General features: G+C 60.2%; 21 protein-coding genes. All 21 read left to right on the top strand.

All coding sequences use genetic code 11. The features are described 5' to 3' along the window. The first annotated feature begins 101 nt into the window (after nt 1-101). The 21 genes from ACLEIV_RS05435 to ACLEIV_RS05535 all read left to right on the top strand — a co-directional run bounded on the left by ACLEIV_RS05435 (nt 102) and on the right by ACLEIV_RS05535 (nt 21922). Complete coding sequence (locus ACLEIV_RS05435) at nt 102-773, top strand: DUF1120 domain-containing protein (protein WP_410455644.1); 672 nt, start codon at nt 102-104, stop codon at nt 771-773. A gap of 272 nt (nt 774-1045) precedes the next feature. Continuing rightward, a complete protein-coding gene (locus ACLEIV_RS05440) occupies nt 1046-1717 on the top strand; it encodes a DUF1120 domain-containing protein (protein WP_410455645.1) in 672 nt (223 codons plus the stop codon). A 186-nt stretch (nt 1718-1903) separates the two neighbouring features. After that, on the top strand, nt 1904-2581 hold the full coding sequence (locus ACLEIV_RS05445) for a DUF1120 domain-containing protein (protein WP_410455646.1): 678 nt from the start codon (nt 1904-1906) through the stop codon (nt 2579-2581). Between the two features lie 277 nt (nt 2582-2858). After that, nucleotides 2859-3539: a DUF1120 domain-containing protein gene (locus ACLEIV_RS05450; RefSeq protein WP_410455647.1), complete on the top strand. Its 681-nt coding sequence runs from the start codon at nt 2859-2861 to the stop codon at nt 3537-3539. A 273-nt stretch (nt 3540-3812) separates the two neighbouring features. Next, a complete protein-coding gene (locus ACLEIV_RS05455) occupies nt 3813-4526 on the top strand; it encodes a DUF1120 domain-containing protein (RefSeq protein WP_410455648.1) in 714 nt (237 codons plus the stop codon). Between the two features lie 331 nt (nt 4527-4857). Beyond that, nucleotides 4858-5313, top strand: a complete 456-nt coding sequence (locus tag ACLEIV_RS05460) for a fimbrial protein (protein ID WP_410455649.1) — start codon at nt 4858-4860, stop codon at nt 5311-5313. Between the two features lie 201 nt (nt 5314-5514). Then, entirely contained in the window at nt 5515-6051 is a 537-nt protein-coding gene (locus ACLEIV_RS05465) for a fimbrial protein (RefSeq protein WP_410455650.1), read from the top strand. A gap of 65 nt (nt 6052-6116) precedes the next feature. Further along, nucleotides 6117-6866 (top strand): fimbrial biogenesis chaperone, encoded by a 750-nt coding sequence (locus ACLEIV_RS05470; protein WP_410455651.1) that lies wholly within the window; start codon nt 6117-6119, stop codon nt 6864-6866. A 107-nt stretch (nt 6867-6973) separates the two neighbouring features. Beyond that, the gene (locus ACLEIV_RS05475; RefSeq protein ID WP_410455652.1) at nt 6974-9529 is read left to right on the top strand and encodes a fimbria/pilus outer membrane usher protein; all 2556 of its coding nucleotides are present in this window, start codon (nt 6974-6976) and stop codon (nt 9527-9529) included. A gap of 611 nt (nt 9530-10140) precedes the next feature. Beyond that, complete coding sequence (locus tag ACLEIV_RS05480) at nt 10141-10602, top strand: fimbrial protein (RefSeq protein ID WP_410455653.1); 462 nt, start codon at nt 10141-10143, stop codon at nt 10600-10602. A 50-nt stretch (nt 10603-10652) separates the two neighbouring features. Continuing rightward, entirely contained in the window at nt 10653-11378 is a 726-nt protein-coding gene (locus ACLEIV_RS05485) for a fimbrial biogenesis chaperone (RefSeq protein ID WP_410455654.1), read from the top strand. A 353-nt stretch (nt 11379-11731) separates the two neighbouring features. Beyond that, nucleotides 11732-12421, top strand: coding sequence for a response regulator (locus ACLEIV_RS05490; protein ID WP_410455655.1), 690 nt, complete (start codon nt 11732-11734; stop codon nt 12419-12421). Between the two features lie 38 nt (nt 12422-12459). Next, a complete protein-coding gene (locus tag ACLEIV_RS05495; RefSeq protein WP_410455656.1) occupies nt 12460-14199 on the top strand; it encodes an ATP-binding protein in 1740 nt (579 codons plus the stop codon). 53 nt (nt 14200-14252) lie between these two features. After that, entirely contained in the window at nt 14253-14786 is a 534-nt protein-coding gene (locus tag ACLEIV_RS05500; RefSeq protein WP_410455834.1) for a response regulator, read from the top strand. Nucleotides 14787-15116: 330 nt separating this feature from the next. Next, nucleotides 15117-16154, top strand: a complete 1038-nt coding sequence (locus ACLEIV_RS05505; RefSeq protein WP_410455657.1) for an EAL domain-containing protein — start codon at nt 15117-15119, stop codon at nt 16152-16154. 36 nt (nt 16155-16190) lie between these two features. After that, nucleotides 16191-16631 (top strand): DoxX family protein, encoded by a 441-nt coding sequence (locus ACLEIV_RS05510; RefSeq protein WP_410455659.1) that lies wholly within the window; start codon nt 16191-16193, stop codon nt 16629-16631. A 76-nt stretch (nt 16632-16707) separates the two neighbouring features. Continuing rightward, nucleotides 16708-17199 carry a DUF192 domain-containing protein gene (locus ACLEIV_RS05515; protein ID WP_410455660.1) on the top strand — a complete coding sequence of 164 codons (492 nt, stop codon included), beginning with the start codon at nt 16708-16710 and terminating at the stop codon, nt 17197-17199. A 140-nt stretch (nt 17200-17339) separates the two neighbouring features. After that, nucleotides 17340-17720, top strand: coding sequence for a hypothetical protein (locus ACLEIV_RS05520; RefSeq protein ID WP_410455661.1), 381 nt, complete (start codon nt 17340-17342; stop codon nt 17718-17720). A gap of 191 nt (nt 17721-17911) precedes the next feature. Then, nucleotides 17912-20068, top strand: coding sequence for a catalase/peroxidase HPI (katG, locus tag ACLEIV_RS05525; protein WP_410455662.1), 2157 nt, complete (start codon nt 17912-17914; stop codon nt 20066-20068). 262 nt (nt 20069-20330) lie between these two features. Next, on the top strand, nt 20331-21017 hold the full coding sequence (locus ACLEIV_RS05530) for a cysteine hydrolase family protein (protein ID WP_410455663.1): 687 nt from the start codon (nt 20331-20333) through the stop codon (nt 21015-21017). Nucleotides 21018-21019: 2 nt separating this feature from the next. Next, nucleotides 21020-21922 (top strand): LysR family transcriptional regulator, encoded by a 903-nt coding sequence (locus ACLEIV_RS05535; protein ID WP_410455664.1) that lies wholly within the window; start codon nt 21020-21022, stop codon nt 21920-21922. Nucleotides 21923-22134: the final 212 nt, after the last annotated feature.

The following is a 22134-nucleotide window of genomic DNA, read 5'->3' on the forward strand; positions in this document are numbered from 1 at the left end:
GCGCGTGCTTGGGCACACTTTCGGTCAGTGATGCCGGCATGGGGATGCCTGCCGGCGCCTGGCTATCCGGGCCTCGCCCGCAACACCTTGTAGGAGATTTTATGCGTTTCGCCACCCGACTGTCCGCCCTGGCCCTCGCCGCCGCCGGCATGGTCGCCGCCGCCGGTGCCCAGGCCCAATCCATGGATGTGCGCGTCACCGGCACCGTGACCCCGCCGGCCTGTGTGCCGACCCTGGCCGGCGGCGGGGTGGTGGATTACGGCAGGATTGACGCCAGAAGCTTGAACAGGACTGAGCCCACTATTTTGTCCGAGAAGGAATTCCCGTTCTCGATAGCCTGCCAAGGGAGCACGCGCGTATGGGTACGTACTTTCGACAATCGCGAGGCAAGCCGGGTTTCAGGCATCGTGTCCGCTCTTGGTTCTGTCTATACCAACTATCAGAATTTCGGCCTTGGGGCGGTCGGTGATACGAATGTAGGCGGCTATGTCATTCGTTTTAAGCAGGACACGTTCACCGCCGATGGCGCCGACGTTCGCACTGTCCATACTGGTCTGAGTGGTAGTGGTTGGTTTCTTAACCTCGAGGGGGGCGCATTGCAGAACTTGCCTCAATACAGGGTTTCCTGGTCCACCAGTTTCAACCCGATCGCCTTCTCGAACTTGGCTGGAACGCTGTCGGTCACTCCTGTGCTGGTCCGTAGCGACGCCCTGCCGCTGCAGGACGAAGTGCCGCTCGACGGCCTGGTCACCCTGGAGATGGTCTACCCGTAACCCTGCCCGGGCAGCGCCCGCCTGCCACTAGGTGGAACTGACGCCCCAGGGGGCCCGCCCCTTCGGCTGTGCCGGTATTGCATCGGCGCAGCCGTTTTTGTTTCGAGTTCACCCATGCTGCGTGATGACGCCGCGCCGCCCGGTTTTGGGCGCAGTCCTATAGAGCGCCGGCGCGTGCTTAAGTAGGCTTGCAGTTGCTTATGCCGGCATGGGGATGCCTGCCGGCGCCTGGATATCCGGGCTTAGCCCGCAACACCTTGAAGGAGATTCTTATGCGTTTTGCCACCCGACTGTCCGCCCTGGCCCTCGCCGGCGCCGGCATGGTCGCCGCCGCCGGTGCCCAGGCCCAATCCATGGATGTGAGCGTCACCGGCACCGTGACCCCGCCGGCCTGTGCTGCGACTCTGGGCGGCGGTGTGGTGGATTACGGCAGGATTCTGGTGTCGACCTTGAGTGAAACCGAGCTCAATCCCCTGCCCGAGAAGGCCGTCCCGTTCTCGATTGCCTGCGGCGTCGCGACCCGGGTAGCTATGCGTTCGGTCGACAATCGCTCTGCAAGTCAGGTTGCAGGTATTCTGAGAGGCATTAGCACTGATTTTGTCGAGCTTCACAATTTCGGCCTCGGTACGGTGGGAGGGGCCAGGGTGGGTGGCTATCTCATTCACTTGCGACAAGGGACGTTCACCGCCGATGGAGCTAGCGTGTTCACTGTTCACAGCGGTAACAATAATGCCGGGTGGGGGCACACTCGATTTGGCACAACGCAGCATCGTAGTGACTACAGCACTTCTTGGTCCGCAACTGAGGGTGGCCGGCCGCTCGCTTTCCGCAATCTGAGCGGCAATCTTGTTGTCCAGGCCGTGCTGAACCGCGGCGACGCCCTGCCGCTGCAGGACGAGGTGCCGCTGGACGGCCTGGCCACCCTGGAAATGCTCTACCTGTAACCCTGCCCGGGCAGCGCCCGCCTGCCACTAGGTGGAACTGACGCCCCAGGGGGCCCGCCCCTTCGGCTGTGCCGGTATTGCGCCGGCGCGTGCTTGGGCACACTGGCCGTTAATTATGCCGGCCTGGGGATGCCTGCCGGCGCCTGGCTATCCGGGCTTCACCCGCAACACCTTGAAGGAGATTTTATGCGTTTCGCCACCCGACTGTCCGCCCTGGCCCTCGCCGCCGCCGGCATGGTCGCCGCCGCCGGTGCCCAGGCCCAATCCATGGATGTGCGCGTCACCGGCACCGTGACCCCGCCGGCCTGTGTGCCGACCCTGGCCGGTGGCGGTGTGGTGGATTACGGAAAAATTTACGTAGGAAGCTTGAGCAGGACAGCATTTAACCCTCTGGCCGAGAAGACTCTTGCCTTCTCGATCACTTGCGGTATGCCGACCCGTATAGCCTTGCGCCCAACCGACAATCGGACTGCGAGCCAGGTTAGAGGTATCACGGCGGTGCTTGGCAGTGACGCTGCGTACGAAGATGGCAACTTTGGGTTGGGTGCTGTTTCAGGCGCTAACATCGGTGGCTACGTCATGCGGATGATGCAGGGGACGTTCACGGCTGATGGTAATGCTGTGCACACTGTCTATTCCTCCAACTCGGGCGTGAGTTGGGCGCGTAGCCTCCTAGGGGGCATGCTCCACACTGCGCAGTGGCGCACTTCTTGGTCGGGTACGCAGGCAGGGCGGCCGATTTCTTTCAGCAGCCTTAGTGGCACTTTCTCGGTCGAGGCCGTGCTTAACCGCGGCGACGCCCTGCCGCTGGAGGACGAGGTGCCACTGGACGGCCTGGCCACCCTGGAGATGGTCTACCTGTAACCCAGCCAAGGCGGCTGCCGCCTGCCACCAGGTGGAACTGACGCCCCCGGGGACCCGCCCCTTCGGCTGTGCCGGTATTGCGCCGGCACAGCCATTTTTGTTTCGAGTTCACCCATTCTGCGTGATGACGCCGCGCCGCCCGGTTTTGGGCGCAGTCCTATAGGGGGGGTGAGTGGGGCTCGGTACACTTTCAGCCGATGGTACCGATGAAGGCGCTTCTGCTTGTCGGTGCTTACATTCTCGGGCTCTGCCCTTAATACTTCCGTTGGAGTTTACTATGCGTTTTGCTACCAAATTGTCCGCCCTGACCCTCGCCGTCGCCGGCCTGGCCACCGCGGCTGGCGCTCAGGCCCAGTCCATTGACGTGCGCGTGACCGGCACCATTACCCCTGCTGCCTGCGTTCCGAACCTGTCGAGTGGCGGCGTGGTGGATTATGGCACCATTTCCGGTGAGTCGCTGAACATGACCAGCTTCAACGTGCTGCCGGAGCAGAGCGTGCCGTTCTCTATCGTTTGCGATGCGCCGACCTCCGTGGCCGTACGTACCGTCGATAACCGCGCCGCCAGCCAGGTTGCCGATATCCAAAAGGCGATCAGCGCCGACGCTCAGGCCAACAACAACTATGGCCTGGGCACAGTGTCTGGCGCCAATGTCGGTGGTTACATCATGACCATGGCGCAGGGCGCTTTCACCGCGGATGGTGAAAGTGTGTTCACCGTCCTGACTAATGACCGCACCGCTCCTACCATTTCCTGGACTAATACCACCGGCGTTCTGAACCATGACGCCAACAGTGCCTTCTCCTGGTCGGCGACTTCCGGTGGTAATCCGGTTGCTTTCAGCAGCCTGAACGGCACCCTGGCCGTTCAGGCGGTGCTGAACCGCGGCGAGGATCTGCCGCTGACCGACGAAGTAAATCTGGACGGCCTGGCCACCCTGGAGCTGCTGTACCTGTAACTCTGCCAAGGCGGCTCCCGTTTTTCACCGGATGCCGCCCATCTGGTTGCTCCCCGGGGCTGCCCATGCGGGTGTACCGATCTTGCGTCGGTACACCCTTTTTTTTGCGTGACTCATGGCCAGTGGGTGAATGAGTTCGCCGCGGCGGGGCGAGGCCGGTGCAGCCGGGTGATTGGCTGCGCAGCCCGATTTTGGGCCTGGACCTATGGCGCGAGGGTCGTGCCCCCCCTCAGACTTGTACGCGCTGTATGGGGTGTCGGGCGGAGTCCCGGCATGCGTCTGGCCAGCAGATTGGCCATTTTTTCTTGGGAGTTTCTTATGCGTTTTATCACCAGCCTTTCGGTTCTTGCGGTGGCAGCGGCGGCCAGCTTTGGCGCCCGGGCCCAGTCGATCGATGTGCGCGTTACCGGCACCGTCACGCCGCCGGCCTGCGTGCCGACCCTGGTCGGCGGCGGCGTAGTGGACTACGGCAATATTCCGGTGTCGTCCCTGAACCGCAGCGGGTTCACTGTGCTGCCGGAGAAGGATGTGCCATTTACCATCGGCTGCGACGCGCCCACCCGTGTGGCGCTGGGCGTGGTGGATAACCGCGAGGCCAGCCACGTGGCGGGCATCCCGGCGGCCTTGAACGGCGCGTACATCGCCACCACCAACTTCGGCCTGGGGACGGTTTCCGGGGCGAACGTCGGTGGTTACGTCCTGCGTATGCGCCAGGGCTCGTTCACCGCCGATGGCACCAATGCGTATACCGTTATCAACGCCACGAGCGGATCCGGATCCTGGGCCAACACCAGTTTCGGCATTTTTCAGCCCCTGCCGACGTTCCGCCTGTCCTGGTCGCAGACCCAGGGGGGTAACCCGGTGGCGTTCTCCAACCTGAGCGGCACCATGACAGTGGAGGCGGCACTGAACCGTGGCGACGCGCTGCCGCTGGACAACGAAGTTCCCCTCGACGGCCTGGCGACGCTCGAGCTGGTTTACCTGTAACCCTGCCGGGCGGCTCCCGCTGCCGGCTCGCGGGAGAAGGCCCGGTGCAATGGGGTTGCTGGGCTGCGCCTCTTGATTGCGGGCGTAGCCCAATAGGGTGAATGGCAACGGCCCTGGGGCTCGGTTGCCGCGCAGGCGTGGCGTGCCTGAGCAAAATCAGCCCATTCCTATGGCGCGCAACTGCCATGCCCGATACGCTGCCTCTACTCCATCAATGTGCTTCCTTAATCAAAGGCTGATTATGAAAACTTCCCTATTGATCTTCGGTGGCTTCCTTGCTGCCGGGAATGCCCTGGCCCAATCTGGCGACATCAGGCTCCAGGGAGAGGTCGTGAACTACACCTGCATCGTTGCTACCGAAGGTAGCGAAGGTAGCGACAGGGCAGGAGATGCCACCATTGCCCTTCCCACTATTGCCTCGCCCGCCCTCAGGGTGCCCGGTGAGCGGGCGGGTATGCGGCAGTTCGCCATCCAGGTGGGTTCGGTGGATCAGCCTTGTGAGGCCGTTGCGGTTACTGCCCGCTGGGCGGGGACCGGCAGCAATGTGGATCAGGACAGCGGGCGTTTGAACAACCAGCGGGGTTCTGGTTATGCCAGCGGCGTGCAGGTTTCAATTCTCAACGACCGTCAGCAGGACATCGATCTGCGTAGCAACGCCAACTCACAAGAAGTAGAACTCACCAACGGTATGGCGATGCTGCTCTATCACGGGGAGTACTACACCTCCGGGATTTTGCAGGAAGGCATGGTGGAAACCGGAGTGGAATACCAGCTGGAGTACCGCTGAAACGGGCTGCGTCATCATTATCACCGTGGTCATTGCGCCACTATAGGCACAGGGCAGAGCGTTACGGCGCTTTTGGGCCTAGTCCTATAACGTTTAATCCGACCTATCGATAGAGTACTTATCCGAAGGCCGCGCCTTTATGGATATTCAGCGGATTGGATGATCAATCCCAATCACTTCACTCTATCTAGGAATGTAATCATGAATAAAATCGCAATCGCCCTGTCGACCGCAATGGCCCTTGGCGCTGTGAGCTCGGCTAATGCCCAGTCTGGCACCATCAACTTTACCGGTAACGTCACCGCAGTCACCTGTGATGTGTCGTTTAACGGCGCTGCGGGTGACAGTCCGACCATTACCCTGCCGACCGTCGCGACCGCCAGCCTGGCCGCCGGCAGCAGTGCGGGCAAGACTCCGATCACCGTGCAGATCGGCGGTAGTGACGCGCAATGTACCAGTGGCTCGGTGGCCCTGGAACTGAACCCGAACCGTACCGCTGCCGTGACCGATGGTCGCCTGAACAACACCGACGCCTCCCCGGCAGAAAACGTGGTCGTTGCCCTGCGTGACTCGCAGGATCGTCTGATCGATCTGTCTGCTCCGTGGTCTTCTGAGCGTGTCGACCTGGGCGCGGGTGGTGCTGAACTTACCTTCGCCGGCGAGTATTACGCCGCTGGTGGTAACGCTACAGCGGGTGGTGTGACCGCCGGTGTGCAATACACCCTGAACTATCGCTGATCCTGCCTGACCGGGGCGCAAGGTCCCGGTCTTCCTCGGCCATGTGCAGAAGGAGTGATACGACCATGAGCATGAAGATTCGCGTTGGGCTGCTTGGCCTTGTCGTCGGAATTTCACTGCTTGCCAGCCTGTCCGCTCACGCCCGCGTGATCGTGCATGGCACGCGACAAATCTTCCCTGGCGAGCAGCAGGAAATCTCCGTCCGCACCGAGAACGTTGGCGCCCAGGCGGCCTTGGTGCAGGCCTGGGTGGATGACGGCGACAAGCAGGCCGGCCCCGAGGAGGTGAAAACCCCGTTCGTTTTGCGGCCGCCGATATACCGGCTGGATGCAGGTAAAAGCCAGGTTATACGTGTGTCGTTCACCGGAGCCCCGCAGCCCCAGGATCGCGAAAGCGTTTATTGGTTGAACATTCTGGATATTCCACCAAGTCCGGAAGCCGGCTCCGTTTCGACGGGCAACTATCTCCAGTTCAGCTTGCGTACCCGTATCAAGCTGATCTATCGACCCAAAGGCCTGAACAGTCCGTTGTCGGCGGTGGAAAAGCTGCAATGGGAACTGGTGCCGGAGGGGAGTGGCTGGGGGCTGAAAGCCACCAATTCCAGTCCGTACTACGTGCATTTCTCGGCACTGGGGCTTCATGCGCAAGGCAAGACCTACGCGGCGAAGGATTTTCCCATGATAGCGCCGATGTCCACTCACACTTACCTCCTGGATGGATTGAACCAGCATCCGGGGACCGGTGACGTGCAGTTTATGTACATCAACGACCAGGGTGGCGTTGCGGCCCGGTCCGTCGACCTGAGTTCGGACTGACCATTCCGATAGCCGCTGCCGGCGCTGCTTCTTCACTTTCACTTTCTATACCTGCCGCGCATGCACCGGCTGTGTGGCACGGGTTCCTGTTGCTTGGGATTTGTACTATGAAACTCCTCCAGTTCCTGACTACTCACCCGCGACACCGGTACTGGGCCCCGACCCTCGCCGGTATGCTCCTGCCGATGGCGGCATCGGCAGCGCCGAACGTGGAGTTCAACCCGATGTTCCTGCAGGGAGGGGGTGGGCAGCTGGATCTGTCGCGTTTCGAGCGGGGTGACCAGCCGCCGGGTACCTACAATGCCGATATCAAGGTCAACGGCGTGCTGGTGGCCCGTCACGATGTCGTTATTCGGGCGCTGGACGACGGTGGCTCTGCCGTGTACCTGAGCAAGGATGTGCTGGACTCCTTCGGTATCGATATGGCCAGGCTGCCGCAAGGCGAGGGCGGCCTGGCTCTGCCGGACGGCGATATTGCGGCAGACGAACTGTCGCGATATGTGCCGGAGGCGGCGGTACGTTTCGATACCGGTGAGCTGGTGCTGGAGGCCAGCATTCCGCAACTGTATCTGGCCCGGGATCCGCGGGGCTGGGTCAGCCCGGCGTTGTGGGACCGTGGCCTCACCGCAGCACGGCTCGGTTACAGCATCAGCAACCAGTGGGTCCGGTCCGGAGGGGAAGATTACCGCTCCACCAGTGCGACCCTGGGGTCGGGCCTGAACATTGGAAGCTGGCGGTTGCGCCATGATGGCTATCTCGCGCAGAGCAGTGACAGTCCGTTGCGCTACAGCCCGGGCCGCACCTATGCGCAGCGTGCTCTTACCGGGCTTGGCATGGAGCTGACCGTTGGCGAGGCCGGCACGTCCGGCGATTTGTTCGACGGGGTCAGCTACCGTGGCTTCAGCCTCGTCACCGATCCGCGCATGCTGCCCGATTCCCAGCGCGGATATGCGCCCGTGGTGCGCGGCGTGGCGCAGAGCAGCGCTAAGGTCATCATCCGCCAGCGGGATTATGTGCTGTACCAGACCAACGTGGCCCCCGGGCCGTTCGAGATCGATGATTTGTACGGTACCGCCTATGCGGGTGACCTCGAGGTGGAGGTGGTCGAGAGCGATGGCCGCGTGCAGCGGTTTACCGTGCCCTATGCCACGGTGCCGCAATTGCTGCGTGTTGGCCAACAACGCCTGAGCGCCACCGTGGGGGCTCTGCAAGACAACTCGTTGCGTGATGCGCCCGGCTTCTTTGAGGCCACGGTGCGCCGGGGCATCGGCAACCCATTCACGGCGTATACGGGCGTGAGCGGCACCGAGGGCTATGCTGCCGCCTTGCTCGGCGGCGGCTTTAATACGCCCGTCGGCGCGCTGGCCGCGGACGTGACGTTCTCCCGCACCGAGCTGCCGGCCGAGGTGCCCGGCTTTGGTCAAAAGATGGCGGGGCAGTCCTATCGGGTGAGTTACAGCAAGAGCATCGATGCCACGCAAACCAATATCTCGATGGCGGCGTATCGCTATTCCACCGACGGCTACCTGACGCTCAACGAGGCCGCCCGCCTGCGTCAGGATCTGAATGACGGGCTGGCGGGGCAGGATGTCGCGCGCCAGCGCAGCCGCCTGGACCTGACCGTTAACCAGCGCCTGGGGGAAGGAGGCGGGTCCTTCTATGTGAATGGCAGCAGCGCGACCTACTGGAACCAGAACCGGCGCAATACCAGCTATGCGGTGGGCTACTCCAACTCATGGGGCCTTGCCAGCTACAGCATTTCCACTCAGCGCACCATGGAACGCAACCTGTTCGGTGGTGCCGGGCGCGATATTAACAGCGTTAATTTCAGCCTGAGCGTACCGCTGGGGTGGTCGTCGTCGGCGCCCCGCCTGACCACCGGCCTGGGGCGCAGCAGCGACGGCCGTCAGGACCTGCGTGCCGGCGTAACCGGCACCTTTGGCGAGCAACGCCAGGGCAGCTACAGCGCCTCGACCAGCCACAGCCGGTCCGGTTCGACGGACTCCCGCTCCAACCAGTTCAACCTGGGCTACCAGGCGAGTGTCGCCACTGTCAGTGCCGGCTACAGCCACTCCAGTGGCAGCCGGGGGCTGACCCTGGGCGCCAGCGGCGGTGTGGTGATGCATGGCGACGGCGTGCTGTTCTCGCAGCGGCTGGGCGACACCATAGGGATCGTTCAGGTGCCGGGCGCGGCCGGTGCGCACCTTGCCAATAACGCCGGCGTGAAAACCAATGGCGAGGGCTACGCGGTGGTGCCCTACCTGCAGCCCTACCAGCGCAACGAGGTCACGGTCGATCCGAAGGGCCTGCCCCTGGACGTGGAGCTGAAGAGTTCCTCGGCCACGGCCGTGCCGACCGCCGGCGCCGTGGTGAAGCTGCTGGTGCCGACCAGCACCGGCCGCAGCGCGCTGATCGAGGCGCCCCTGGCCGACGGGCGATCGCTGCCGTTCGGCCAGGATGTGTACAACGAGGCCGGCGAGGTGGTCGGCGTGGTGGGGCAGGCCAGCCGGCTGTGGGTGCGCGGCATCGAGGAGCGCGGCCGGCTGACGGTGCGCTGGGGCCAGGATGCCGCGCAGCACTGCGCGATCGACTATGACCTGGCCACTATCACGAGCGCCGGGGCGCTGACCGGCCAATGCCTGTCCCCTGGCCACACACACTGAGGAATTCGCGGATGAAGATGCGTAGTTTGTTGATAACGGGCCCGGGGGCATGCCTGCTGGCTCTGCTCGTGGCATTGGCGCCAATCACGGCAACGGCTGAGGATGAGGACGCGCCGGCGGTGAATATCGTGTTTCCCCAGCAGATGGTCCTGAACGACGTCCCGGTGGGCCAACCGATGAGCGGTTGGTATGAGTCTAATGTTGTTCGGCACAGTTCTCCTCCTTCAACCGACTACTCAGGTGCATCAAGGATGGAATACACGCCGGAGATCCCCGTAGTGGGTAGCTACAACGGTGCAACCCTGTATGACTCGGGCATCAGTGGCGTTGGTATGTTGATAGAGCGTTCAGCACTTTCCCCTTCCGGGACCAGTCAATGGTCGAGATGGAGAGCGTACGTTGGCAGCGATCTAAATGTTGAGCCCAGAGGGAACGGGTCGTCTGGATTTCTCTATAAATTGAGGCTTCGTTTTGTCCGGGTCGGTCCCGTCAGCGGAGGGCCGGTGCAGATTCCGGCGAGAAGGCTAGGGCCTGACAATATCCGATACCTAACGTGGGATAGGCGGAGTAGCATATGGCGCGACAGGACCCTGTGGCTCGGCGCGCTCAACGTGGAACAGCCCCCGGCCGCCTGCGGTATCCGTTACGACTCCGGCGCCTCGGTCGCCCTGGGCTCGCTGGCCCCTTCCGCCTTTCCCGCGGTCGGCAGCCGCAGCCCGCTGCGCCCCTTTACCTGGAGTGCGGGCTGCGAGGTTGCAGGCGACGCGACTGCGGTGCGCCAGGTGGATGTAACCTACGGCTCCCTCACCAGCATCACCGATGCCGAAAACGGGCGCACGGCGGTGCAGGCCGGCGGCGCCACCGGCCTGGAGTTCGAGGTGGTGCGCGGGGTCTCCGGCGCCAGCCCCGAGGGCACGCCGGTCAGGTTCGGGACGGCGCTGAATCTGGGCGCGACCAGCACAGCCGCACCGGTCAACCTGGTGGAGAACATGGGCGTGCGCCTGGTGCGCACGGGCGAGATCGGCGAGGGCCCCACCGAGGGCGGCATCACCATCAACCTGACCTACCGTTGAGCCATGGTGCCTCGATGGCCGTCGCCCCTTAAGGCTCCCGGGAGGGTAAAATGAAACTGAGTCTGTCTGTCGTTTGCGCCGCCGTGCTGATGATGCTGGTGTCCCTGCCTTCACGGGCCGCGATCACCCTGTACGGCAACCGGGTGGTCCTGCAGGAGAACGAGCGGGCCGGGTCGCTGCGCATCAAGAACAGCGGGCAGGAGCCGGTGATGATCCAGTCCTGGATCGACGACGGCCAGCTGGAGGTGGCGCCGGAGGCGCTGGCGACGCCCTTTGCGGTGACCCCGCCGATATTTCGCCTGGATGCCGGTCAGGATCGCACCCTGCTGGTGCGCGTGTTCGACACGGCCACGGTGCCGGGCGATCGCGAATCGCTGTACTGGCTGAGTGTGCTGGAGGTTCCGCCGAAGCGGCAGGATGCCCAGGCCTCGTTGCAGATAAATGTGCGCTCGCGGGTGAAGCTGCTCTACCGCCCGGCCGGGTTGCGGGGCAGGGCGGCGGAGGCTCCGGCTGCGCTGCGTTTCCGCTGGCACGGGCAGGGCGAGGCAAGGATGCTGCGCATCGAGAATCCGACGCCGTGGCACGTGAACCTGCTGGACATGACGGTGGGCGGGGTGACTGAGCAGGTGGAGGTGGCCCAGGGGGTGGTGGCGCCCCTCTCGCACCTGGACATACCGCTGCCGGCGGGGGCAGATGATCGTGCCCGCCGGGTGATGTTCCGCTGGGCCGGTGACTACGGCGATGTCCATCGGACCACGGCCAGTATTGAGCACTGAATCCGGACATACGGGGCTGGTTGACCGATAGCTTGCACGGGCCGCTTTATAAGGGCACTCCCGTCTGGCTGCTCTCCGGGAGTGGCTTTCTTGGTGTGCCGAAGTTGCGTCGGCACGCCTTTTTTTTCGTTTCACGCAACCTATCATCTGCTACTTTCTGAAAGAAGACGACGGCCGTGGCGGTTTTCTCTCGAAAAAGCCGGCCGGAGTCGGGTATAACCATATCGGTTATCGACCACTATTACTCAGTCAGAATCGCGTGAGCTTGCCGGTATCGCAGTGGGCTGGCCCGCACTTTTGATGTGTCTGTTTGTTACTAACCCGTCAGGCAACCGCAGCCTTAAGGAGATATTGTGTCTGGTTTTCGTCCGGATATTCGCGTTGCACTGTTGGACGACCATGCCATCGTGCGACATGGGATCGTGTCTCAGCTCTCTAAAGAGCCTGACTTTCTGATCGTGGGTAACTATGAAAACAGCCGTACCATGATCACTGGCCTGCGGCAGGCCCCGGCGGATGTGCTGCTGGTGGACTATGCACTGGGGCCTTCCGAGGTCGATGGGGTGTCGCTGATCCGGGCGCTCAAGACCAAGTTCCCCGAGAGCCGGATTCTGGTGTTTTCCTCTCACTACGACCCCGCCACCGTCGCCTTGGCGCTGCGCGTGGGGGCCCGGGGGTTCGTCGGTAAAAGCCAGAATATGACCGAGATCGTCAAGGCGATCCGGGTCGTGGCCGCAGGCTCGGTCTACCTTGATGCCGATATGTCCTATCGTCTGGCCGAAAGTTCGACCGGCCCCGTGTCGGAGTTCGAGTCGGCCGTGGTGGAGGCCGAGGCCAGGCTGCTGGCAGGCGCCAAACTGTCTATCAAGGAACGTGAGGTGATCCGTTGTTTCCTCGACGGCATGACAGTGAGCCAGATCGCTGAAAAATTCGATCGCAGCGCCAAGACCATCAGCACACAGAAGTCCATGGCGTTCCGCAAGCTGGGGGTTACCTCGGACAACGAGCTGTTCAAGCTTAAGCACACGCTGGAAGAGTTATGAGGCGTGGAGGGTACGCCGGGGCAGTCGCATGGTTGCTCATGGCGTTTTGCGTCAACGCCAACCCTGTTGTCCTGACGGATGAGGAGCGAAGCTGGATTGCCGAACACCCCGTGGTGCACATGGCGGTTGACCCGGACTGGAAGCCGGTGGAGTACGTGGAGAACGGTCAACACCTTGGGTTGGTGTCCGAATATGTCGCGGCCATAGAGCGCAAGACCGGCTTGCGCTTCGAGCGAGTGCCCAATACGGGGTGGGGGGCGGTGACCGGGGAGCTTGAGCGGGGCGATGTGGATGTGCTGCCTGCGGCGCTGAAGGCATTCACGACGCCCGGGGTGGCACAGTACATCAACTTCACCGGCAGCTATTACGTGGGCACCACCTTCGTGGTGACCGACAACGAGTCTATCTCCATCTATGACCTCAACCGCCTCAACGGCAAGGTGGTGGCCCTGAAAGGGGGCGGTGCCTACCAGGCCAGGATCCAGGCCTTGTATCCCGAGGTCAGGATCCTGGCCACCGCGTCGACCGAGGAGGCCCTGCAGGCCGTGGTCGAGGGTCGGGCCGATGCGGCGCTGGATGGCAGCCAGGCCATACAACCGCTGTTGCGTCGCAAATACCGCGGCCTGCTCCATGTCTCGGGGGTGATCGGCAGTCTGCCGATGGAGCTGGCCATGGGGGTGCGGCGCGACCTGCCCATACTGCACTCGATCATCGACAAGGTGCTGGCATCGCTCACGGCCAGCGAAACGGATGAGATGATTCAGCGTTGGTACGAGGAGACCGACTACGGCGCCCCTACGCTCTCGGTCGTGATCCAGTACTACGGCCCGCAACTCGTCCTCGCCGTCGCGGGACTGTTATTGATGTCGGGTTTCGCATTGCATGCCCGGCGGGAGCGCCGCCGGGCGGTGCGGAGCGAGAAAGAGAAGACCATGTTCCTGGCGGTGATGAGTCATGAAATTCGCTCGCCCATGAATGCCATTCTGGCGTCCATGGAGCTGCTCCAGCGTAGCGAGCTTCCCCAGGAACCCGGGCGCCTGATCCATCTCGCCGCCAGTGGCGCGGAGAACCTGCTACGGTTGCTTGACGATGTGTTGGACATCTCCAAGCTTGAGGCGGGCCGCCTGGAGCTGGATATCGGCCCGGTGGACATCATGGAGCTGGCGCAAACGGTGGCCGATCTGTTGTCCTTTCAGGCGCGGGAGAAAGGGGTGGCGTTGGTCGTGGAGGAACGGGAGCCCATCGCGCGCCGGGTCATGGTCGATCGGTTGCGCGTGGGGCAGATTCTGCACAACCTGGTGTCCAATGCGGTCAAGTTCACTGCTACGGGTACCGTGACGATCAGCGCAGGTTACGAGGAGGCGACACAGACCCTGCACCTGCGGGTGGTCGACACCGGTGTTGGCATGGATGCCGATGTGCGCAGGCGGCTATTCGAGCCCTATTCCCAGGCCTGTGCCGCGACAGCGCGCAAGTTTGGTGGCACTGGGCTTGGCCTGCCCATCTGTCGCGAGCTGGTTGAATTGATGCAGGGCCGGATGGAGGTGGAAAGTGAACCGGGTAGCGGAACCACCATCGCCGTCCACCTGCCCTGTAAACTGCATGCAACCCTGTTTTCCGGGCAGCGGGAAACCTCATCTGCGGTGATCGAGCGAGATGTCCGCTTGAGCGGTATGTCGCAGGTGATCAATGTGCTCTTGGTGGAGGATACGCCGGCCAATCAAGTCGTGATGCAGACGCAGCTCGACACCCTGGGCTGCCGCAGTACCTTGCCATAGACGGTGCGGCGGCGCTGGAGTGCCTCGAGCGGGGTGGGTTTGATGTGATCCTGATGGATTGCGATTTGCCCGATATCCCGGGGTACGAGGTGACGCGGCGCTGGCGCGAGCGCGAGGCGGTGCTAGGCCTTGTCCCGACGCCGATTATCGCCGTTTCCGCTTCTACCGACACGGGGCACACGGCGTCTTGTTTCGAGGCGGGAATGGATGGCGTGCTGAAAAAACCCATCAAGCTGGCCAAGCTGCAGGACACCTTGCAGCTGTGGTGCGAGGCCGCGGCGGAGCCGGTGCCGGACGAAACGGTCGTGATGATGGATCACGACGCCATGCTGCAGTCGCTGGAAATGGACCTCGACGCGTTACAGCAATCCTGGAAGGAGGAAGACTGCGCTCGTGCTACGCACTTCGCCCATCGCCTGGTAGGCGCTGCCGAGGTCTTGGGGGCTATGAGTCTGGCTGAGTCGGCCCGGCAACTCGAAACGCGCTTCAAACAAGGGGAAGGAGATGTTCCCGAGTTTACGTTGCAGTCGCTGGAGCCGTTGCGGGCACACCTGCACGATTGGGCCAGGACCGTTCGCCGAAGCTAGCAGAGATGCCTTGATGCGCCGTGCGCTGATTTAGTCCCAGTCCGATATGTCCTTTACTCTCCCGTCGTTATAGTGACTCATACGTCACAGCAATGTCGAGAGAGCGGACATGGAACAGCAGTCATCACAGGCGACTTCGGCAACCAGTGTGCCACGTGTACTGATAGTGGATGATGGTTGTGCCGACAAGGTGGTCGGCGCGGCATCGGGTGTGGCGACCGACTGGTATTCGCACACCGTGGTCCCTTCTCTGGAGGCGGCTGTCCGGGCGCTGAATGAAGAGCCGTTCGATGCCGTGGTCAGCCATGTTTCCCCCAGTCAGGGGGAAACATGGCCCTGCCTTCGCTATTGCTGGACTTGCACCGGGGGGGCGGGCTTGCCAAATTGCCCGCCGTGCTCTGGTGCAGCACGCACTCCTCGAGCATTCTGGACTTCCATGCCCGGCTGGCACGTCAGTCGGGGGTGCAGGTTAAGCTCGTCTCCTCGCTCGATGCTCACGCGGCGCGTGATTTCCTGCGCCTGCTCGCCGATGGCGAGGGGAAGAAAAGGCCGGTTTACCCGGAAGGTGTTGCCTCGCTGGATGCTCAGGATCTATTGCAGGGCTTGCTTTCCGACGGCGATATCCGGGTGGTGCTGCAGCCGCAGGTCGACCTGGCATCGGGCCGGATTGTGGGTGCAGAAGCTCTGGCTCGCTGGAAGCACCCTGAGTTAGGCGAGATCCCCCCGTCGATGTTCGTGCCTCTGGCCAACAAGGTCGGTCTCAATGTGCTGCTGTTTCACTGCATTGAGGCCAAGGTTGTTGCCGTATTGCGTGAGTTGGGGCAGCACGGTATTTCGGTGCCCATATCGGTCAACGCGTCGGCGGATACCCTGTGCACCGTCGATCTGGCCAAGCGGTTGGAGCGGCGGCTCAAGTGTGCGGGCGTGCATAGTTCGTTGTTCAAGATCGAGCTGACCGAAGATGTATCGGTAACCGATACGCTGTCGTTGTCGGCCGCGATCAGCTGGCTGCGCTTGCGCGGTTTTCACGTATCCATGGACGACTTCGGTTGTGGCGCCGCCACGCTTGATTTGTTGACCAAGTTACCCTTCTCGGAACTGAAGATCGACGGCCACTTCGTGCGAGAAATGCGACGAAACCAGGGTTGCGAGGCGGCTGTTTCGACTGCCATTTCTCTTGGGCGGGTCATGAACATGAAGGTGGTAGCGGAAGGCGTGGAAACGCCGGAACTCGCCGAGCTGTTGCTTAGTCAGGGGTGCGAAATAGGGCAAGGGTATGCGCTGTCTCCTCCCCTGGAAGTGGATGTGTTTATTTCGGCGTTGTTTTCAAATACGCGGGAACGGCCGGCCGAGGCGTTGCTTCAGTAATAATCCTGCACGAGGCTATTTCATTAGCCGGAATAAGTGACAGTCGAAATTCATATGAGTGGGAAGGGTGATTTCATGCATCCGCGTGAGTTGCTCAGGGCAAGTATGAACTGGGCGAAGTTGAATCTTTCTCAGGCGTTATTTCCCTGGGTGGTGATTGGGTTGTTTCTGATGTCCGGCGTTCACAGTTTATTGGACTGGCCGGCAACGATGGAGTTTTTTCATGTCGGTTATCGCATTAACCGGATCTGGCCAATTGCCGCTGTTATTTCGACTGCCGCGGAGTTGGCACTTCCCATATTTCTTATTTTTGGGCTGCTGCCGCGTTTCTCCGTCTGTGGTCTGCTTCTGATAAACACGCTGGCAATTATCTGGTTTGGCTCGCAGCTTGACGGCTTGACTGATACGAGCTTCCAACTGCGTTTAATGGTTGAAGGGATATTGGCAATGTGGTTGTGGCATGGCTGGGAATTGTGATTGTTCGAGCAGTGGCCGGGTCTGGCCGTCTGAGGTGTTGGGATTGATGAGATTATGTTTTCACGGGGTGCTCGATATGCCGAATATTGCGAGCTTTATTCGCCTGATATGTGGCGGACGTTTATCCGGGGTGAGTTATTTACCGGTTGTTGTTGCAGTCGGTCTTGGCGTTGGTCACCCATCCGCCCGGGCATCGGCAGAGGCGGAAATGTGCGATTTGTATTTCTCCGGTGGTGTGGTGCTCGAACAAGTTCCGGTGGCGCGGACTCAGGCGCAGCAGGCGCGTGGGCTCATGAAACAAAACGACGTCGGCAACGGAATGTTGTTCGAGTGGGAGATCGAGGAGCAGCGGGCCTTCTGGATGCGCAATACCTGGGTGCCTCTCAGTATCGGGTTCTTCTCGGCCGACGGCACCTTGTTCGCCATCAAGGACATGGAGCCGGAAACGGACGATTACCACTTTTCCGGTCGGCCGGCTCAGGACGCGCTCGAACTGGCCCAGGGCGAGTTTGAACGTAAGGGGTTGGTTGTCGGCTCTCGCCTGACGAGGCGAGTGTGTGGCACCTGAGTTCAGACGCCTGTTCTCGACTCTGTCTAAAGGGACGTCGAGATGGCTCTTTTGATTCCTCTATCGGTGACAGCATATGGTACAGAAAGCATTACGCATCCTTATTGCCGACAGCCGACAGCCGACATCCGCAGGTATTGATGATCGACTGGATGCTCAATCGGCTGGGGTATTACCGCATAGTGCCGGCGCAGTCGGCCGGCGAATTGCAGAGCTTGAGTCAATGTCTGGGCCCCAGGCTGGATGTTCTGATTGCTGACGCCAGGTTGATTAACGCTACCCTCGGGTTGCGGGCCTCTGCCTTTGAGCACTGTCAGAACCTTCTTCTGTACGAGTGTCAGGTTGTGTGGGGGGAACAACAGCTTGTGCCCAGTGCTAACCAGATCATGGTCAGACTGCCCGGCAGTATCGACGACGCAAGCCTGGGCAGCTTTATGACGCTGATCGAGTGTTGTTACGCATCTGCCAGCCGTTGCTCACCGCGGTATCAACAAGTTATCAATTCACAAGCAGCGGTATGAATGGGCGTTATGTATCAAGGTGGTCTCGTTATTCACTCGTGTCGACCAAGGATACTGTGATCGTTTTTTGCGATTGCTGTAATTAGATTAATCCATTGTGCGAAAAGCCAGTGTTTTATAAATAATCTGCTTGTGACTATTTTCTAAAATTGTTGTGAGTCCCTCATAGAAATGGACAGGAGATAACTGAAATGTCTAAAAATAAATGCCCGGTCATGCACGGTGGCGCGACTGAAAACAGCATATCCAATATGGTTTGGTGGCCCAAAGCGCTCAACCTCGATATCTTGCACCAGCACGACAGAAAGACCGACCCGATGGGGGCAGATTTCGACTATCGGGAAGAAGTTAAAAAGCTCGACTTCGCGGCGCTCAAACAAGATCTGCTGGCACTGATGACCGACAGTCAGGAATGGTGGCCAGCGGATTGGGGACACTACGGCGGTTTGATGATCCGTATGTCATGGCATGCGGCGGGTACTTATCGGGTCGCTGACGGTCGCGGCGGTGCCGGCACCGGCAACCTGCGTTTTGCCCCCCTCAACTCTTGGCCGGACAACGTCAATTTGGATAAAGCGCGCCGTCTGCTGTGGCCGATCAAGAAAAAATACGGTAACAAGCTCAGTTGGGCTGATTTGATTGCCTATGCCGGTACCATAGCTTATGAGTCCATGGGCTTGAAAACCTTTGGCTTCGCCTTTGGCCGTGAAGATATCTGGCACCCGGAAAAAGATATCTACTGGGGTTCCGAGAAAGAGTGGTTAGCTCCCAGCGGAAGCGAAGGCAGCCGTTATTCCGGTGAGCGCGATCTCGAAAACCCACTTGCCGCAGTGATGATGGGGCTGATTTACGTCAACCCGGAAGGTGTGGATGGCAATCCCGATCCGCTGAAAACGGCGCATGACGTGCGTGTTACTTTCGAACGCATGGCGATGAACGACGAAGAAACCGTTGCCCTTACTGCCGGTGGCCACACCGTGGGCAAATGCCACGGCAACGGCGACGTTACGCTCCTCGGTCCGGACCCGGAGGGCGCAGAATTTGAAGATCAAGGTTTGGGCTGGGTTAATAAAACCAAACGTGGAATTGGCCGCGACACCGTGTCCAGCGGTATCGAAGGCGCGTGGACCACGCACCCGACGCAGTGGGACAACGGCTATTTCCAACTGCTGCTCAACTACGAGTGGGAATTAAAGAAAAGCCCGGCGGGCGCGTGGCAGTGGGAGCCGCTAAATATCAAAGAAGAAGACAAGCCGGTGGATGTGGAAGATCCATCGAAACGCTACAACCCGATCATGACCGACGCTGACATGGCGATGAAAATGGACCCGGAATACCGCAAGATTTCCGAGCGATTTTACAACGACCCTGCCTATTTTTCCGAAGTCTTCGCTCGCGCCTGGTTCAAATTGACCCACCGCGATATGGGGCCCAAGGCACGTTATATTGGTCCCGAGGTGCCTCAAGAAGACTTGATCTGGCAAGACCCTGTACCCGCAGGGAGCACAGACTACGATGTCGCAGCGGTAAAAGCCAAGATTGCCGCCAGCGATTTGAGTATTAGTGAAATGGTCGCCACTGCTTGGGATAGCGCCCGGACTTTCCGTGGTTCCGATAAGCGCGGTGGTGCTAACGGTGCCCGTATTCGCCTGGTGCCACAAAAAGATTGGGCTGGCAACGAACCGGATCGCCTGAGTAAAGTTCTGGACATTCTTGAACCCATAGCCGCTGAAAGCGGTGCGAGCGTGTCGGATGTCATTGTGCTGGCGGGGAATGTTGGTGTCGAGCAGGCTGCCAAAGCTGCGGGGTTCGATGTGACCGTGCCCTTCTCTGCGGGCCGTGGCGACGCTACGCAGGAGATGACCGACCCGGTTTCCTTCGCCGACCTGGAACCTATCCACGACGGCTACCGTAACTGGCTGATGAAAGACTATGTGGTCGGCGCCGAAGAACTGATGCTGGATCGCACCCAATTGATGGGGCTGACCGCGCCGGAAATGACGGTGCTGGTTGGCGGTATGCGTGTACTTGGCACTAACCATGGTGGCACTAAACACGGTGTATTCACTGACCGCGTAGGTGTGCTTAGCAACGATTTCTTCGTGAATTTGACGGACATGAATTACACCTGGAACTCGACGGGTAGTAACCTGTACGAAATCCGCGAGCGTAAAACTGATTCGGTCAAGTGGACGGCAACACGGGTGGATTTGGTTTTCGGCTCTAATTCGATCCTTCGCGCTTATGCCGAAGTGTATGCACAAGACGATAATCAGGAGAAATTCGTCAAAGACTTCGTTGCCGCGTGGGTAAAAGTGATGAATGCGGATCGCTTCAATCTCGTCTGATACTCGGAGAATATCCCCACGTCAAGAAAATGGGAACGTGGGGCGCTTAGTCACGGAAGAAAAACGATACAACACATAACAAAACCATCCAGCGAACTTGCCAAAGGCGCGCACCGCTGATGGTTGCCGTTAACTGTTTATGTGCACTGTTGTCTCCATTTGTTGGAAATGAGCACAGGTGCTGTGCCGGGTGCGATGTGTTCGAATCTTTATTCTAGCTATAGAATCTTTTTGGCCAACTATCCAAAAAAGGAAAACACCTATGCAACGTATTATTCGCCGCTTGCTTACTGCCTGTGCACTTTCTGGCGCTATTGCCAGTGCCGGAGCCCTGGCGGCAGAACATCCCACCATTCGCGCCATGTCTGGTGCCACTCCGGTTAGTCAATTGCCGGCTGGTAAAACCGCATTGTTGGTTATTGACTTCCAGAATGAATACTTTACCGGCAGAATGCCTATTCCGGACGGCACTTCGGCCCTGGACAATACACGTCAATTGATCAATTTTGCGGATAGCAAGAATATGCCGGTCTATCATGTCCAGCACATTGCACCGGAAGACTCGGCAGTATTCGCCATTAACGGCCAAACCGTGAAGTTTCACCCGGATATGATGCCCCGGGACAAAGACACGGTTTTGCAGAAAACCACCGTTAGTGTATTTGCCAGTACCGATCTGGACAGCCGCTTGAAAAGCTCCGGTATCGAGAACTTGATTATCACCGGCCTCATGACCCACGCCTGCGTCGCTGGCGCTGCCCGCGATGGGGCGACCCTTGGCTATAACGTCGTGGTTGCCTCCGACGCTTCGGCCACTCGTACCGTTACCCGATTCAATGGTGAGACGGTCGACAAGGATACCTTGCACAAGGCCGCGTTGGCCGAGATTGAGGACACCTTCGGCGATGTGATGACCACTAATCAGATCCTGCAATTGCCGGTGCAGTAAATATGAATCAGATGCTCGCCATGCGCGTATTTCGCTGCATTGTAGAGTCCAGGAGTTTTTCAGCCGCCGCCGAGCGGCTGGATACCACCCACTCTTCAGTGTCTCGGCACTTGCAACAACTGGAGTCTTCACTGGGTGTGCGTCTGATCAATCGAAATACCAGGAACATGAGTCTCTCGGCAGCTGGTGAGCGTTACTACACCGCCTGTGTGGACATACTGGATCGAGTCGATGCTGCTTCGCGGGCCGTACTTCTGGAACAGGAGCGCCCCTCCGGGCGGCTACGGGTCAGCCTTCCCCTGGTGGTAGGAACGCTCGAGATGGCGCATTGGTTACCGGCTTTCCAGCAGCGCTATCCGGATATCCAGGTCGATTTGTCCTGCTCGGATTCTTTTGTCAATCTGGTGGCTGATGGGTTCGATGTGGCCATTCGCATCTGTGATGCCTTGCCCGATAGCAGTCTGGTTGCACGCTTGCTCATGACATCGCCCATGGTGATGGTCGCGTCATCTGCGTATGTTTACAACTACGGCTTGCCAGGTACGGTTGCAGAGCTGGACGAGCACCAGTTGCTGAGTTTCGCCTCGACCACCCAGTGGTCTCTGACCAGTGAGAGCGGCGAATCGGTTGCCGTGGTGACCAGTAATCACTTTCATACGGACACCATCACTGCATTACATGCCTGCGCGCTGGCGGGCGGGGGGATCGCGCCCTTTACGCTGTCGACCGTTCAGGACGATTTACGCAGCGGCAGGTTGGTGCGGATTCTTTCCAACTACACCCTGGGAAAGCGTCATTACTATGTGCTGTATCCTCATGTTCGGAACTTGTCGGCCAAGGTAAGGGCGTTTATCGATTTTATGGCCGATCACTACCGATCTGAACAGCAGCCGAACCTGGGGTAACAGTGAACTTGAGTAGCTGCCCAGAGCGCAGGCATGGGTAGATACGATCCGAGGCATTCAGGCCTTGGATGCTGCAAAGTAAACTACGATCTCGCGCAAGCGAGGAAACAGTCGCAACATAGGTACGGACGTTACAGACATTCAGGCCACAATCAATAACTGTCGTCATCAAGAAGGCCACTCCGGCCGCTACAACCAAGCTGACAAGGAGC

It is taken from the genome of Oceanisphaera submarina (assembly GCF_046521305.1).
GTDB lineage: Bacteria > Pseudomonadota > Gammaproteobacteria > Enterobacterales > Aeromonadaceae > Oceanimonas > Oceanimonas submarina.

Coding starts and splice junctions, on each gene's coding strand:
- ACLEIV_RS05455 (WP_410455648.1), top strand. CDS start 3,813: ATGCGTCTGGCCAGCAGATTGGCCATTTTTTCTTGGGAGTTTCTTATG.
- ACLEIV_RS05520 (WP_410455661.1), top strand. CDS start 17,340: ATGATCGACTGGATGCTCAATCGGCTGGGGTATTACCGCATAGTGCCG.
- ACLEIV_RS05435 (WP_410455644.1), top strand. CDS start 102: ATGCGTTTCGCCACCCGACTGTCCGCCCTGGCCCTCGCCGCCGCCGGC.
- ACLEIV_RS05500 (WP_410455834.1), top strand. CDS start 14,253: ATGGATTGCGATTTGCCCGATATCCCGGGGTACGAGGTGACGCGGCGC.
- ACLEIV_RS05475 (WP_410455652.1), top strand. CDS start 6,974: ATGAAACTCCTCCAGTTCCTGACTACTCACCCGCGACACCGGTACTGG.
- ACLEIV_RS05535 (WP_410455664.1), top strand. CDS start 21,020: ATGAATCAGATGCTCGCCATGCGCGTATTTCGCTGCATTGTAGAGTCC.
- ACLEIV_RS05495 (WP_410455656.1), top strand. CDS start 12,460: ATGGCGTTTTGCGTCAACGCCAACCCTGTTGTCCTGACGGATGAGGAG.
- ACLEIV_RS05450 (WP_410455647.1), top strand. CDS start 2,859: ATGCGTTTTGCTACCAAATTGTCCGCCCTGACCCTCGCCGTCGCCGGC.
- ACLEIV_RS05505 (WP_410455657.1), top strand. CDS start 15,117: ATGGCCCTGCCTTCGCTATTGCTGGACTTGCACCGGGGGGGCGGGCTT.
- ACLEIV_RS05440 (WP_410455645.1), top strand. CDS start 1,046: ATGCGTTTTGCCACCCGACTGTCCGCCCTGGCCCTCGCCGGCGCCGGC.
- ACLEIV_RS05445 (WP_410455646.1), top strand. CDS start 1,904: ATGCGTTTCGCCACCCGACTGTCCGCCCTGGCCCTCGCCGCCGCCGGC.
- katG (WP_410455662.1), top strand. CDS start 17,912: ATGTCTAAAAATAAATGCCCGGTCATGCACGGTGGCGCGACTGAAAAC.
- ACLEIV_RS05530 (WP_410455663.1), top strand. CDS start 20,331: ATGCAACGTATTATTCGCCGCTTGCTTACTGCCTGTGCACTTTCTGGC.
- ACLEIV_RS05515 (WP_410455660.1), top strand. CDS start 16,708: ATGCCGAATATTGCGAGCTTTATTCGCCTGATATGTGGCGGACGTTTA.
- ACLEIV_RS05465 (WP_410455650.1), top strand. CDS start 5,515: ATGAATAAAATCGCAATCGCCCTGTCGACCGCAATGGCCCTTGGCGCT.
- ACLEIV_RS05470 (WP_410455651.1), top strand. CDS start 6,117: ATGAGCATGAAGATTCGCGTTGGGCTGCTTGGCCTTGTCGTCGGAATT.
- ACLEIV_RS05485 (WP_410455654.1), top strand. CDS start 10,653: ATGAAACTGAGTCTGTCTGTCGTTTGCGCCGCCGTGCTGATGATGCTG.